Origin of the sequence: Planktomarina temperata RCA23, assembly GCF_000738435.1 — a bacterium.
In the GTDB taxonomy this organism is placed as follows: Bacteria; Pseudomonadota; Alphaproteobacteria; order Rhodobacterales; family Rhodobacteraceae; genus Planktomarina; species Planktomarina temperata.
Genome location: NZ_CP003984.1, coordinates 2,220,564 through 2,233,531 on the forward strand (window position 1 = coordinate 2,220,564; position 12,968 = coordinate 2,233,531).

Annotated in this window: 15 protein-coding genes; 10 read left to right on the top strand and 5 right to left on the bottom strand. The window is 55.2% G+C overall.

Annotation, left to right across the window (positions count from 1 at the left end):
• Positions 1–26 precede the first annotated feature (26 nt).
• The 3 genes from RCA23_RS10615 to RCA23_RS10625 all read left to right on the top strand — a co-directional run bounded on the left by RCA23_RS10615 (position 27) and on the right by RCA23_RS10625 (position 3,258).
• On the top strand, positions 27–947 hold the full coding sequence (locus RCA23_RS10615) for a transferrin-binding protein-like solute binding protein (RefSeq protein WP_044050295.1): 921 nt from the start codon (positions 27–29) through the stop codon (positions 945–947).
• Positions 948–1,041: 94 nt separating this feature from the next.
• Positions 1,042–2,190 carry a M24 family metallopeptidase gene (locus RCA23_RS10620; RefSeq protein ID WP_044050296.1) on the top strand — a complete coding sequence of 383 codons (1,149 nt, stop codon included), beginning with the start codon at positions 1,042–1,044 and terminating at the stop codon, positions 2,188–2,190.
• Positions 2,191–2,310: 120 nt separating this feature from the next.
• Positions 2,311–3,258 (top strand): transferrin-binding protein-like solute binding protein, encoded by a 948-nt coding sequence (locus RCA23_RS10625; RefSeq protein ID WP_044050297.1) that lies wholly within the window; start codon positions 2,311–2,313, stop codon positions 3,256–3,258.
• 15 nt (positions 3,259–3,273) lie between these two features.
• Here the strand turns inward: RCA23_RS10625 and RCA23_RS10630 are convergent, their stop codons facing one another.
• Positions 3,274–3,927, bottom strand: a complete 654-nt coding sequence (locus RCA23_RS10630; RefSeq protein ID WP_044050298.1) for a DUF2161 family putative PD-(D/E)XK-type phosphodiesterase — start codon at positions 3,925–3,927, stop codon at positions 3,274–3,276.
• Between the two features lie 106 nt (positions 3,928–4,033).
• Here RCA23_RS10630 and RCA23_RS10635 point away from each other — a divergent pair, with 106 nt between their 5' ends.
• The 6 genes from RCA23_RS10635 to RCA23_RS10660 all read left to right on the top strand — a co-directional run bounded on the left by RCA23_RS10635 (position 4,034) and on the right by RCA23_RS10660 (position 8,895).
• Complete coding sequence (locus tag RCA23_RS10635; protein WP_044050299.1) at positions 4,034–4,954, top strand: manganese-dependent inorganic pyrophosphatase; 921 nt, start codon at positions 4,034–4,036, stop codon at positions 4,952–4,954.
• A 17-nt stretch (positions 4,955–4,971) separates the two neighbouring features.
• The gene (locus RCA23_RS10640) at positions 4,972–5,844 is read left to right on the top strand and encodes a TIGR01459 family HAD-type hydrolase (protein WP_044050300.1); all 873 of its coding nucleotides are present in this window, start codon (positions 4,972–4,974) and stop codon (positions 5,842–5,844) included.
• An 84-nt stretch (positions 5,845–5,928) separates the two neighbouring features.
• A complete protein-coding gene (locus RCA23_RS10645; protein ID WP_044050301.1) occupies positions 5,929–6,372 on the top strand; it encodes a MaoC family dehydratase in 444 nt (147 codons plus the stop codon).
• Positions 6,373–6,433: 61 nt separating this feature from the next.
• Complete coding sequence (locus tag RCA23_RS10650; protein WP_044050302.1) at positions 6,434–7,381, top strand: bifunctional riboflavin kinase/FAD synthetase; 948 nt, start codon at positions 6,434–6,436, stop codon at positions 7,379–7,381.
• Positions 7,378–7,842 carry a YcgN family cysteine cluster protein gene (locus tag RCA23_RS10655; RefSeq protein WP_044050303.1) on the top strand — a complete coding sequence of 155 codons (465 nt, stop codon included), beginning with the start codon at positions 7,378–7,380 and terminating at the stop codon, positions 7,840–7,842. Before RCA23_RS10650 ends, RCA23_RS10655 begins: the two co-directional genes overlap by 4 nt.
• 3 nt (positions 7,843–7,845) lie before the next feature.
• On the top strand, positions 7,846–8,895 hold the full coding sequence (locus tag RCA23_RS10660) for a threonine aldolase family protein (protein WP_044050304.1): 1,050 nt from the start codon (positions 7,846–7,848) through the stop codon (positions 8,893–8,895).
• Positions 8,896–8,946: 51 nt separating this feature from the next.
• On the opposite strand, the gene RCA23_RS10665 is transcribed toward RCA23_RS10660, so the two are convergent.
• A complete protein-coding gene (locus tag RCA23_RS10665) occupies positions 8,947–9,546 on the bottom strand; it encodes a DsbA family protein (RefSeq protein ID WP_044051495.1) in 600 nt (199 codons plus the stop codon).
• Between the two features lie 107 nt (positions 9,547–9,653).
• Here RCA23_RS10665 and RCA23_RS10670 point away from each other — a divergent pair, with 107 nt between their 5' ends.
• Positions 9,654–10,673: a ribose-phosphate pyrophosphokinase gene (locus RCA23_RS10670; RefSeq protein WP_044050305.1), complete on the top strand. Its 1,020-nt coding sequence runs from the start codon at positions 9,654–9,656 to the stop codon at positions 10,671–10,673.
• A gap of 10 nt (positions 10,674–10,683) precedes the next feature.
• On the opposite strand, the gene RCA23_RS10675 is transcribed toward RCA23_RS10670, so the two are convergent.
• The 3 genes from RCA23_RS10675 to atpD form a co-directional block, all read right to left on the bottom strand.
• Positions 10,684–11,034, bottom strand: a complete 351-nt coding sequence (locus RCA23_RS10675; protein WP_044050306.1) for an H-type lectin domain-containing protein — start codon at positions 11,032–11,034, stop codon at positions 10,684–10,686.
• A 90-nt stretch (positions 11,035–11,124) separates the two neighbouring features.
• A complete protein-coding gene (locus RCA23_RS10680) occupies positions 11,125–11,532 on the bottom strand; it encodes a F0F1 ATP synthase subunit epsilon (RefSeq protein ID WP_044050307.1) in 408 nt (135 codons plus the stop codon).
• A complete protein-coding gene (gene atpD / locus RCA23_RS10685; RefSeq protein WP_044050308.1) occupies positions 11,532–12,956 on the bottom strand; it encodes a F0F1 ATP synthase subunit beta in 1,425 nt (474 codons plus the stop codon). Before atpD ends, RCA23_RS10680 begins: the two co-directional genes overlap by 1 nt.
• Between the last annotated feature and the right edge of the window lie 12 nt (positions 12,957–12,968).

The window sequence follows — 12,968 nt, forward strand, 5'->3', positions numbered from 1 at the left end:
AAAATTTTAACTTAGGAAATCGAAAAATGACCCAAAAACTATTACTTGCACTTCCAGCAGCACTCTCTCGCGCAGCTTGCGGCGGCGGCGGCGGTGACGAAGCCACGACCACACCCGCACAGGCGCAATATTCCTACACCACCAGCTCACCAAACTGGACAACCACATTGCCCGCAAATCTCTCCGTCTACGCGGAGCAGGACGGGACAAATGTCACCTCCAGTCAAAAAATCACGAATGTGGAATTCAAACAATGGAATGCCACGCGTGGGGGGCATGACCAAATTGACATCCAAATCGACGGCGAAATCATCACATTGAACTGGGATGCCAATAACAGGGAACATTACGGGACGCATGATGGCAGAACTTATGCGTACATCGGAGACCCAATTACCGATGGCGATCCTAACGCACCTGAGACCGTGGCGGACCTGATTTATCTTGTGGCTGCAAATAGCACCAATACAGCGATTTTTGAAGACATAGCCGCTGGCGTTGTCGGCTTTGAAACACCCGACGCCGTGGTCGCTGCCGCAACAGGTACAGCAAATTATAGTGGGGGAGGCGAGATATTTTATTTAACGGCGAACGCTTGGGAAGTTTCAGAAACTCAAGCAAATTTTGCCGTCGATTTTAACACGTCAACGATTTCAGGTGCAATAGACGTCGATGACCCGGTCGTACGTTCACAAACAACGGCACCGTACACTTATACCTTCGCGACGATCTCCGTTCCGACAACAGCATTGACCGGCAATGGGTTTTCAGCGCAACCAACAGTGACGGTTAACAACCCCGGAGCAAACACCTATACCTTCAGCAATGAGACCATCAACGGGACATTCTACGGGGATAGCAGCGATGTTCTTGCCGGCACTCTGAGCGCGGATTACACCGTAAACGGTACGGCCGGTGTGGCCGTCGGAAACTATTGGGCGCGCTAATATCTCAGCATCCCGGCGGTCATCTCCGCTGGGATCGATCTTATCTTGTCACAGGCATGAGCATTCGGCATCCTGCGCTCAAAAGGAGTTCAGGATGCCGTTTCATTTTTCCGATGCAGAATATGCCGCAAGGCTGTCCAAAGCCGCCGCAGCGCTTCAGGCGCGGGACCTCGAAGCGCTATTGCTCTTCGCGCCCGAAAGCCACTATTGGATTTGCGGCTATGACACTTTTGGCTTTGCCATGTTCCAATGCCTCATTTTAGGGGCAGATGGGCGGCTGAACCTGCTGACCCGCGCGCCAGACCTGCGCCAAGCGCAGCAGACCTCAACCCTCAGCGATGCGCAGATCCATATTTGGAAAGATATCGAAGGCGTATCTCCGGCCAACACTCTGGCGGATTTGGTCAAATCCTTAGGCTATAGCGGTAAAATCGCCATGGAGACCGAAACCCCCGGGCTCACCTTCGCCAACGGGCAGTCCGTCATCGCAGCTTTTGACCGGAGTTTGCACCGCGGCGATGGGATCATTTCGGATCTGCGCCAAGACAAATCACCCGCGGAGCTCGACATGCACCGCCGAGCCGCGGCCCTGTCTGACGATGCATTAGATGCCGCACTGGCCAGCACCCGCGCCGGGGCCTTTGAAGGCGATATTTTGGCCGAGATGCAAGGCGCAGTGTTCCGCGGCGGCGGCGATTATGCCGGGAATGAGTTTATCATTGGCTCGGCTGAGCGCGCATTGCTTTGCCGCTATGCCTCCGGCCGCCGCCATCTTGATGCGCAAGACCAGCTGACGCTTGAATGGTCGGGAGCCTATGCCCGCTATCACGCGGCGATGATGCAGACTTTGGTTATCGGCAAAGCCAATTCTGCTCAACGCCAGATGCACAGCGTTGCCCGAGACGCCCTCGAGGCCTGCGAGGCCGCCATCAAACCGGGCCGGCCCATGGGTGAGGTGTTCGCGGCCCATGCGCAGGTTTTTGACAAAGCCGGTCTGGGCCATGCGCGCCTGAATGCCTGCGGCTATGCGATGGGGGCGATTTACAACCCGATTTGGGTCGATTTCCCAATGTTCTATGAGAATAACCCAACGGTGATGCGCGAAAGCCAAGTGTTCTTTTTGCATATGATCTTAATGGACAGTGATGCGGGTCTGGCCATGTGTCTTGGCCATTCGGTCGAGGTGACCGCACATGGCGCCAAACGCTTGTCACGCCACGCGCCTGATTTATTTGAGCTATAATACAAAGGCATTTGAGGAATGGCTAAAACATCCCTCAAATGCAAGAAATAACACCGCCACAACTTAAGATTTAATTAGCCTTTTCTGCCGTTTTTGGCTGCAGAAAAGGAAGAGCGAATTATGAGACAAGGCCTGACTTGGGTGCTGCTCTGTTTATCCCTAAGCGCCTGTGGTGGCGGTGGTGGTGGTGGGGCAGGAACTGGGACGACACCCCCCACGACGCCCACGACACCAAACCCGCCTCCCGCCGCAAACGGGCGCGCGGCGCTGGCGGCGTCTGGCTATGCGGGCCCAGGCGCTCAGGTCCGCTTTGGCGAGACTTATGAGCTGGCAAATGATCAATCCCTGCGTGGCACGCCCACCAGCAGCGGCATGTCCTATGCAATGGTCACAAAAAACTCCATGCAGATCAATTTCACCAGCGCCACTATGCTCACATTGGACAGCCAAGGCCAACAATACAGCCTGTTTGACGGGGATGGAGATTCTGTTTTTGAGCCGATCTCCGGCGGGCACCCAAAGGTTGTGGCCGTGATCGTGGAAAAAGAGGCCGCTCTGGTCATGGCCATTGAACTCACCGGCACCGGGCAAGTGGACACAACCTACAGCGCCATCGGACCCAATACCGACCCCACGGCAATGCCGGCCTCTGGCAGCGTGCTTTATAATGGGACGGTCAATGCCGTCCTGCAGCCCTCGATTAACCCCTCCACGCAGGTCAGCGAATTTTCTGGCGCCGGAAGCTTTCATGTGGACTTCACCGCAAACACAGTCTCCGGATCCATGGTCTACACCCAATCCAGCGATACGCAGTTCACCCAAGGATCAAGCATCTTAACAGTCACCCTGCCCAGCACCTCCATCACAAAAAACACCTTTGAGACCACAGCAGGCACCGCGCAATTCAACCAGACGCCCAGCCATGGCACGAGCTTTGGTGCCATACGCATCGAGGGTGATTTCTTTGGCCAAACAGGCAGCACACTGGCCGGCAGCTTCGACGGCGCAGGAACGGAAAGCAGCGGCAACACGGCGTATCTGCAGGGCGGGTTTGTGGCCGAAAAATAGGCGCAGCGCGGCGGCTTAAGACCAATCTTCAAGACCTTTACGCCCCGCAGGGGTTAGAGCGTAAACCCCTGTCTCGACCTTCTCAAACCATCCATAGACATTGTTACGCATCAAACGCGTTGCCGAGGGCACGCCCGTGGCCTTTGCCACGATGGCCCCTTTTTCCGGCCCTGTATGTGCCAGATAGGTCGCGCATTTCAGCGCATCTTGCCGATATCCCGTCACCAGCCCATGCCGCGTCGCCCCGCCTTCATTCGGATCCCCTTCCAGCCGGTCAAAGGCCTTGATGATCCCTTTGGCTTTGCGCAGATTCTTACGCGGCCTGTAGGGGCCCGGCGCGCAGTGCTGCTCAACGAAAAGATCGCGCGGCCGCACCGTCAAAAGCCCAAGGCCCAACCGCCGGCAGAGCGTCACATTGGCCTTCAACCGCTTCATCCCAGCTTTGCCCTCGGGCCGCAGCACGGCAATATAGACATCATCCACAAGCTTCAAACGTTCCAAAGCCTGGTGAAACACTGTCAGAGAAAAGGCCAGTTTCAACTCAATGATCACCGCCGGTTCAGAGCCGCGACGCGCCATGACGTCTGCCGCGCCCACCTCACCCTTCACCTCATAGCCCTGGGCTTCAAAATGCGCTTTTATGGGCGCGTATAGCTCTCTTTCCTTCATAGAACCTTCATGCAGCATATGCGCGCAAAGGTCCAACCTTAGCTGGGTGACAATCACTATTTCGCCGCCTATAAGAGCGTAAATTCAACACGCGCCTGAGGATTATATTATGATCAAAGTTTTTGGCCACAAAGCCCCCGACACCGACAGCTCTGGAAGCGCCATCATTTGGGCCTGGTATCTCAATGAGATGAAGGGCCAGGACGCCCAAGCGGCTTTGCTCGGCACGCCCAATACAGAAGCAGCTTTCGTTGCGCAGCGCTGGGGCTTTAAGACGCCGGAAATTATTGCCGACGTCGATAACAACGCGCCGGTGGTCATCGTCGACACCAACAATCCCGCCGAATTGCCCAGCAATATCAATCAGGCCGATATTTTGGCCATCATTGATCATCACAAGCTTGTCGGCGGGCTCGAAACCAAAGGGCCAATTTCAATTACCATCCGCCCCTTAGCCTGCACGGCGACCATCATGCATGATCTCATGGGCGATGATGCAGCGCAGATGCCGGAGGCCATCAAGGGGGTGATGTTATCGTGTATTTTGTCGGACACCTTGGCCTTCCGCAGCCCAACAACGACGCCGCAGGACAAAGCCCTGGCCGAAAGCCTGGCCGCGGATCTGAACCTAACCATCGCCGATTACGCCGCTGAGATGTTTGCCGCGAAATCTGATGTCTCTGCCTTCTCGGATGCGGAGCTGTTACGCATGGACAGCAAGGAATATGCCGTCAGCGGCACGAAATTCCGCGTCTCTGTTCTGGAAACCACCTCCCCCAAGATGGTCTTAGACCGCAAAGCCAGCCTCATGGCGACCATGCCATCTGTGGCACAGGAAGATGCGGTGGATCATGTATTGCTCTTTGTGGTCGACATCTTGAATGAGGAAGCCACGATGTTGATCCCCAATGCCACCGCGCAGACCGTGGCAGAAAAATCTTTTGGGGCCACAGTCACGGGCGATACCGTGGTCTTGCCCGGGGTCATGAGCCGCAAAAAGCAAATCATTCCCAACCTGAAACTTTAACGGAACGAAAGCCTCTCATGACACGCATTATCACATCCCTTTCGGAGATTTCCGAGTCCTATGATGCCCTATTTTGTGACCTCTGGGGCTGCGTTCATGATGGGTTGGCACCATTCGCGGAGGCGGTGGCGGCGCTGCAGGCCTTTCGCGCCAGGGGCGGTACAGTGATGCTGGTGACCAACGCCCCCCGCCCCCATGCGCCCGTGCGCCGGCAATTGGACCGGCTCGGCGTTCCCAGCGACGCCTATGACGGGATCGCGACCTCCGGGGACAGCGCCCGCGCGGCGATGTTGCGCGGCGCGGTGGGCGAGAAAGTATACTTCATCGGTCAACCGCATGATCAGGATTTTTTCGCACCGCTGGAGCTGATTGAAAACCCCGTCAAGATTTCGCAAGTGCCCTTGGAGCAGGCCGAGGGGATGGTCTGCTGCGGGCCTTTTGACCCGCTGGCCGATCCCGAAGAGATGCGGGCGCAATTTTTGCAGGCCAAGACCCGCGGCCTAAAATTACTCTGCGCCAACCCTGATATTGTGGTGGACCGGGGCGAGACACGCGAATGGTGCGCCGGAGCTTTGGCGAAACTTTATACTGAGATGGGCGGCGAGAGCCTTTACTTCGGCAAGCCGCATCCCCCCATCTATGATTTGGCGCGCAGGCGGCTTCAGGCATTGGGCAAAGACATTCCCGACAGCCGGATCCTCTGCGTCGGTGACGGGATTTTGACCGACATTGATGGGGCGATGGGAGAAGATCTTGATTCGCTCTTTATCACCGGTGGCTTGGCCGCCCGCGAAACACAAACCGCAGATCAACCCGACCCGAAGGCTCTGATGGCCTATTTGACCAGGGAAATGCGGCAACCGACCTATTCCATCGGAAAATTACGCTAACGGCCTCTTGATTTATTCCCCCTTAAGGTAATAATATTACGCAGGCGACATCACGACGTTGCAATTATTACCTTGAGGTGCGAGATGCTCGACAACATGCCCCGCGGCACAATTTGTATTGAAGATATTGAAATCGGCATGACCCGGCATCTGCGCAAGGTTGTGACGGATCGGGACATTGAGATGTTTGCCGAGGTTTCCACCGATCATAACCCGGTGCATCTTGATGATGATTATGCCAATGACACGATTTTTGAGGGCAGAATTGCCCATGGGATGTTAACCGCAGGCTTGATCTCCGCCGTGATTGGCGAACAATTGCCCGGCCATGGCACCGTATATCTGGGGCAATCGCTGAAATTCTTGGCGCCTGTGCGCCCCGGCGATCTGGTCACAGCTCAAGTGGAAGTGGTCGACATCGATCTTGGCCGCCGCCGCGTCAAGCTGGACACCCATTGCTCCATTGATGGCAAAAAAGTGTTGGCAGGCGAGGCCACCGTCTTAGCCCCTTCCCGAAAATTCGACTAAAACGCCACCGTTTCAGCCGCCACAGCTTGCTCTGATCAATCTCGCGCGATAGGGGGAATTCATGAGGCGTTTTCAAACCAATCTTGTAGAGCAGGATGCCCGTGGCGCGGCCGTGGCCATCGGCAATTTTGATGGTGTGCATTTGGGCCATCAAGCGGTGATCGATGTGGCGCGCACCGCAGCTGCCCGCAGCGGCGCCCCCTTGGGTATCCTTACCTTTGAGCCACACCCACGCAGTTTTTTCGCCAAAAAAAATGGCTCAGACTTGCCACCTTTTCGCTTAATGAATGCAGAAGCTCGCGCGCATCGGCTGGAAAAACTGGGGGTTGAGCTGCTCCTGGAATTGCCCTTCGATCAAGCGCTTTGTGACCTCAGCGACTGGGACTTTTGCAAAGAGATTTTAAGCGACGGCTTCGGTCTTACGCATGTGGTGGTTGGTGCTGATTTCTGTTTTGGCAAAGGCCGATCGGGAACGGCGCAGACCCTCACAGAACATGGACAACGCCTCGGTTTTGACGTGACGATTGCCGATTTAAAAAATCACGAGGCTGAAATCATCAGCTCAACCAATATTCGCAAAGCTCTTGCCGCCGCAGATCCGCAGCGCGCCGCGGCCATGCTGGGCCATTGGCACCGGCTCGAAGGCGCGGTTGAACATGGCGAGAAGCGCGGACGTGAACTTGGCTACCCCACGGCCAATATGTCCATTGAAGGGCTGCAACCGCCGGCCTTTGGTGTCTATGCGGTTTTGGTAGATGTGCTCACCGGCCCGCATAAAGGCAGCTTTCATGGTGCCGCTTCAATTGGAGTGCGACCGATGTTTGGGGAAAACCGTCCCAATTGTGAAACATTTATTTTTGATTTCAAAGGCGATCTTTACGGCGAAACATTGTCAGTCGGTTTGGTCGCCTATCTACGCAGTGAGCAAACCTTCGATGGGCTTGAGGCCTTGATTGAGCAGATGGATGCCGATTGCAGCCAAGCCCGCCGCATTTTGAGTGCGCTATGAGCACCCCCGCAAACCCAAAGCCTCTGCGCCCAAAATTTTGGGAAACGGTCCCCCTGTCAAAGATGACCGAAGCGGAATGGGAAGCACTCTGTGACGGCTGTGGTCGCTGTTGTCTCAACAAGCTTGAAGATCCCGACACCGGACATGTTGCCCTCACCCGCATTGCCTGTCGTCTGCTCGACAATGAGACCTGCCAATGCTCTCAATATTCCATCCGACAGAACTTCGTGCCGGAATGTATCCGAATGACCTCTGAAACCATTGCGCAACATGCCTATTGGCTTCCGAATACTTGCGCCTATAAACGATTGTACGAAGGCAAGGAAATTCCAGACTGGCACCCTCTGCGCAGTGGGACGGCTCAATCGGTGCATGATGCCGGCATATCTGTGCAAGGTTGGACGATACCGGAATTTGAAGTGCCCGAAGAAGAATGGGAAGATCACATTATTGAGGATTGAGCGATGAATTTTGCATCTGATAACACCGGCCCCGTGCACCCCAATGTGATGGCAGCGCTCAATGCAGCAAATATGGGCTATGCCCTGCCCTATGGCGCTGATGATGCCACCGCACAGGCTGTGCAGGATATCCGGGATGTTTTCGAAGCCCCAGAGGCGGCAGTCTATCTGGTCTCGCTTGGGACGGCTGCCAATTCCTTGATCCTTGCAACGCTGTCTCAACCCTGGGAGACGGTGTTTTGTCATACGGTTGCGCATATCCATGAGGATGAATGCAATGCGCCGGAATTTTATACCGGCGGGACCAAGCTCACATTGGTGCCCGGTGATGACGCGAAAATGACCGCGCAAAGCCTGCGCAAATCAATTTTGGCGGAAGAGACCCGCGGCGTGCATGGACCGCAACGCGGCCCGGTTTCCCTGACCCAAGCCACAGAACGCGGCACGATCTATAGCTTGGCTGAGATTCAAGAGATCTCCGCCACCGCTAAGGATTTTGGCCTTCCTGTACATATGGACGGGGCGCGGTTCGCCAATGCCTTGCAAACCCTGGGATGCAGCGCGGCACAGATGACCTGGAAATCCGGCGTCGATGCGGTCACCTTCGGCGGGACAAAAAACGGCTTGATGGCGGTGGAAGCGGTTGTCTTCTTTGATCCGAAACACGCTTGGGAGTTCGAGCTGCGGCGCAAACGCGGCGCACATTTATTTTCAAAGCACCGTTTTCTGGCGGCGCAAATGCAAGCCTATTTGGCCGGTGATCTTTGGCTCGACATGGCGGAAAAATCTAACACCGCCTGCGCAAGACTGGCGCAAGGGCTTAAGCAAACACCGGGCGTTGTGCTCGATTTTGAGCCGCAAGCCAATATCATCTTCGCACAATGGTCGCGCGCGGCCCATCAACGGCTGCATGCTGCAGGTGCCAAATATTACGTCATGGCAGGTGATCACACCACCGGGCCGGCCGATGAACTTTTGCCCGCCCGTTTGGTGACAGATTGGTCCGCAAGCCCGGAGGATGTTGACCGTTTCCTAGAGATCTTGCGCGGATAAAACGCGCATGACCGGGCGCCGCCCTTGCCGCCCGGTCACCTTTTTGAGTGCTCAGAGCGCGCCTGAAAGCACCAGATCCAGATCTTCCAGACGATCCTGCCCCCAAAAGCGCTGATCTTTGTCTGTAATATAGAACGGCGCACCAAAAACGCCGGCGGCGACCGCATCTTCGGTATTTTTGGCATATTGCTCCGCAGAACCGATCATATCTTTATCGGCAAGGCTTGGATCAAAACCGGCCGTTTTGAGACAAGCTTCAATGACCTCAGGCTGTGAAATATCTTTTTCTTCAGCCCAAACCGCACGCGTGAACCCATGCACCAATGCGCCCAAATCTCCATCGCCGTAGTTCGATGCGGCGATAACCGCATAGGAGGAGGGCGCCATATTCACTGGAAAGAAGGCCGGTTGCAGATTAAGCGGCAGTTTGCGCTTTTTCGCCTGGCGCGGCAGCTCTTGCGCGCGCATTTCAATGCGGCTGATGTGCCGGTCTTTCGGCGGCACGCCACCCGTGCGGCCAAAGACGGTCATCAAATCCATGGGCTTGTATGCGATCGTTGCCCCATGTTTCTGCGCGATATCTTCAAGCCCGGTACCTGCCAAATAGGTAAAGGGAGAAATTGTTGCGAAAAAATAGTCAATATGTGCCATGAACGTCACCTTTTTGTGTATCAAACCTGTGACGAGCAGTAACCGCATGGTAAGCCATGTCAACAATATGCGACTCAGGCTCGCGGGTATCGTAGAGGGTAATACGAATGGCATCTGTTCATGGTCCAAAACTCATCGCTGGGAATTCCAACTTAAAGCTGGCGCGCTCCGTGGCGCGGCGCATGTCTTTGCATCGGGGCATGAATGTGGATCTTGTGGATGCGCGGGTTGAACGCTTCAACGATGGTGAAATTTTCGTCGAAGTATATGAAAATGTCCGTGATGAGGATATGTTCATCATTCAACCCACCTCACGCCCCGCCAATGACGCGCTAATGGAGCTTTTGATCATCGCCGATGCTCTAAAACGCTCCTCCGCCAGCCGCATCACCGCCGTGATTCCTTATTTCGGCTATGCGCGCCAAGACCGTCGCAGCAAAGCACGCACGCCGATCACCGCCAAGCTGGTGGCCAACATGCTCGAAGAGGCCGGGATCGAGCGGGTTCTCACCCTTGATCTTCATGCCACACAAATTCAGGGATTTTTCGATATTCCGGTCGACAATCTCTATGCCTCCCCCGTCTTTGCCTTAGACGTCAAACATCATTTTAAAGACCAAATGGACAATCTGATGGTCGTCTCCCCCGATGTGGGCGGCGTGGCCCGCGCACGTGATTTGGCACAACGCATCGGTGCGCCACTCTCCATTGTCGACAAACGCCGTGAGAAGGCCGGTGAAGTGGCGGAAATGACGGTGATTGGCAATGTCGAAGGCCGCACTTGCTTGATTGTGGATGATATCGTCGATACCGCCGGCACACTGTGCAAAGCGGCTGACGTCTTGATGGAGAATGGTGCGAAAGAAGTCCATTCCTACATCACTCATGGGGTCCTATCAGGTCCTGCGGTGGATCGGATTACCAAATCTGTGATGAAAAACCTGGTCATTACAGACACGATTGAGGCCACCGATGCGGTCGCCAATGCGCCCAATATCCGCATCGTTCAAACAGCCCCGATGTTCGCGCAGGCCATTTTGAACACTTGGAGCGGCACGTCGGTTTCCTCTCTTTTCTCAACTGAGTCTTTATCGGCGATCTACGAGGGCATTTACGACTGCAGCTAATGCCAGCTTATTAGTAAAGGTCCCATTGCTCGGGATCTGCCACGTCCCCAATCGCCAGCCAACTGGCACTCACCCGGGCAATGCGTGTGTCAGACCAAGTGCGGAACACCAGGTCAAATCCTGTCTCAGTCACGTTTTCCGCCCGAATGTCAGCCCGGGCATTGCTGTCACTGCCCATGTCCCACATGGTGAGGCTGACCTGGACCATCGGTTGCGCGGTAAAGGCTTCAGAAAATTCAACCGCCCGCGAAACCTTGCGAGTACCGGACCCTGTCCACATCTCTCCACCGTCTTGAAAGTCCGAAAACAATTCAAGCGTTCCTTGATCCATCCCAATGGTATGTGATGATATACGTTTCATACGGCGCAGGCTAAATTTCTAAAATTAAAATACAATAAATCAAAACGAAAACGGGCCCGCGTGGGCCCATTTCCAATCATATCCGAAAGCTTAAGCGGCGTTGAGGCCCAAGGCGGCGGCCAGAGCCACCACATCAGACTGCACCTTGCGTGCCGCCTCCTGCGCCTCTTCACTGGCCTTCTCAACCGCCTCGGCTGCGCCAGCTATGATGCCATCCATATCTTCCTGGGTGACATCCGCTTTTGCCATCGCACGCTCGGCGATCACGGTCACGCCCTGCGCTGTGACCTCAGCAAAACCGCCGGTGACAACATACTCGCTGACACCGCCGGCGGCACTGACCGACAAGACGCCAGGCCGCAAAGTGGTCAAAACAGGCTCATGGTTCGCCATGGCTGTCATGTCCCCTTCCGATCCCGGAATTTGGACCGCAGTCGCCTCAAAAGAAGCGAGGCTTCTTTCAGGGCTGACCAGATCAAAGTTCAATGTATCTGCCATTAGGCTGCATCCGCTGCCATGCGTTCGGCTTTCGCGATGACTTCATCGATGTCGCCAACCATGTAGAATGCGCCTTCTGGCAGGTGATCGTAGTCACCGGCCACAACCGCTTTAAAGGATGCAATTGTTTTTTCCAAAGGCACTTGAACACCATCGGAACCCGTGAACACTTTTGCCACGTCAAACGGTTGAGACAAGAAACGCTCCAGCTTCCGTGCACGGGCAACGGCCACTTTGTCGTCTTCAGACAGCTCGTCCATGCCCAAAATTGCAATGATGTCCTGCAAAGATTTATAACGCTGCAGAACCTTCTGAACATCCGTTGCCACTTTATAGTGCTCATCGCCGATGATCAGCGGATCGAGCAAACGAGAGGTGGAGCCGAGTGGATCCACCGCAGGATAGATGCCCTTTTCAGAGATCGAACGATCCAAAACAGTTGTCGCATCCAAATGCGCAAATGAGGTGGCCGGCGCAGGGTCGGTCAAGTCATCGGCTGGAACGTAAACCGCTTGAACAGATGTAATCGAACCGGATTTGGTCGATGTGATCCGCTCTTGCATAGCGCCCATATCGGTCGCCAATGTCGGCTGGTAGCCCACCGCGGAGGGGATACGACCCAAAAGCGCAGACACTTCAGATCCGGCCTGCGTGAAGCGGAAGATGTTGTCAACAAAGAACAAAACATCCGAACCGGTTTCATCACGGAATTGCTCGGCCAGGGTCAAACCTGTCAAAGCGATCCGCATACGCGCACCTGGAGGCTCGTTCATTTGGCCATAAACCAGCGCAATTTTTGAGTCTTCAAGATTGTCGGGAACGATCACACCGCCCTCGATCATCTCATGGTACAAATCGTTACCTTCACGGGTCCGCTCACCGACACCGGCGAAAACCGACACACCAGAGTGCACCTTCGCGATGTTGTTGATCAGTTCCATGATCAAAACAGTCTTACCAACGCCGGCACCGCCGAACAGACCGATTTTACCGCCTTTGGTATAGGGGGCGAGCAGGTCGATCACTTTGATGCCTGTTTCCAAGATCACAGATTCGGTGGCTTGCTCAGAAAACGCTGGAGCATCCTGGTGAATGCTGCGCTTTGCTGTCTTGCCGAGAGGTTTGCCTTCATCCACGGGCTCACCGACCACGTTCAAGATCCGGCCCAAAGTGGCACGGCCCACGGGAACAGTGATTGGACCGGCGGTGTCGGTCACCTCTTGGCCGCGCACCAAACCTTCAGTCGCGTCCATAGCGATGGCACGAACTGTACCCTCGCCCAAGTGCTGGGCAACTTCGAGCACCAACGTCTTGCCGCCATTGTCTGTTGTCAAAGCGTTCAAAATTTGCGGCAGATCGCCATCAAATTGAACGTCAACAACGGCGCCGATCACTTGAGTGATTTTGCCTTTTGCATTTGCCATGTTGTTTCTCCG

Bases quoted from the DNA above. Each gene is read 5' to 3' on its own strand.
- RCA23_RS10615 (WP_044050295.1), top strand. From the start codon at position 27: ATGACCCAAAAACTATTACTTGCACTTCCAGCAGCACTCTCTCGCGCA.
- RCA23_RS10620 (WP_044050296.1), top strand. From the start codon at position 1,042: ATGCCGTTTCATTTTTCCGATGCAGAATATGCCGCAAGGCTGTCCAAA.
- RCA23_RS10625 (WP_044050297.1), top strand. From the start codon at position 2,311: ATGAGACAAGGCCTGACTTGGGTGCTGCTCTGTTTATCCCTAAGCGCC.
- RCA23_RS10630 (WP_044050298.1), bottom strand. From the start codon at position 3,927: ATGAAGGAAAGAGAGCTATACGCGCCCATAAAAGCGCATTTTGAAGCC.
- RCA23_RS10640 (WP_044050300.1), top strand. From the start codon at position 4,972: ATGACACGCATTATCACATCCCTTTCGGAGATTTCCGAGTCCTATGAT.
- RCA23_RS10645 (WP_044050301.1), top strand. From the start codon at position 5,929: ATGCTCGACAACATGCCCCGCGGCACAATTTGTATTGAAGATATTGAA.
- RCA23_RS10650 (WP_044050302.1), top strand. From the start codon at position 6,434: ATGAGGCGTTTTCAAACCAATCTTGTAGAGCAGGATGCCCGTGGCGCG.
- RCA23_RS10655 (WP_044050303.1), top strand. From the start codon at position 7,378: ATGAGCACCCCCGCAAACCCAAAGCCTCTGCGCCCAAAATTTTGGGAA.
- RCA23_RS10660 (WP_044050304.1), top strand. From the start codon at position 7,846: ATGAATTTTGCATCTGATAACACCGGCCCCGTGCACCCCAATGTGATG.
- RCA23_RS10665 (WP_044051495.1), bottom strand. From the start codon at position 9,546: ATGGCACATATTGACTATTTTTTCGCAACAATTTCTCCCTTTACCTAT.
- RCA23_RS10670 (WP_044050305.1), top strand. From the start codon at position 9,654: ATGGCATCTGTTCATGGTCCAAAACTCATCGCTGGGAATTCCAACTTA.
- RCA23_RS10675 (WP_044050306.1), bottom strand. From the start codon at position 11,034: ATGAAACGTATATCATCACATACCATTGGGATGGATCAAGGAACGCTT.
- RCA23_RS10680 (WP_044050307.1), bottom strand. From the start codon at position 11,532: ATGGCAGATACATTGAACTTTGATCTGGTCAGCCCTGAAAGAAGCCTC.
- atpD (WP_044050308.1), bottom strand. From the start codon at position 12,956: ATGGCAAATGCAAAAGGCAAAATCACTCAAGTGATCGGCGCCGTTGTT.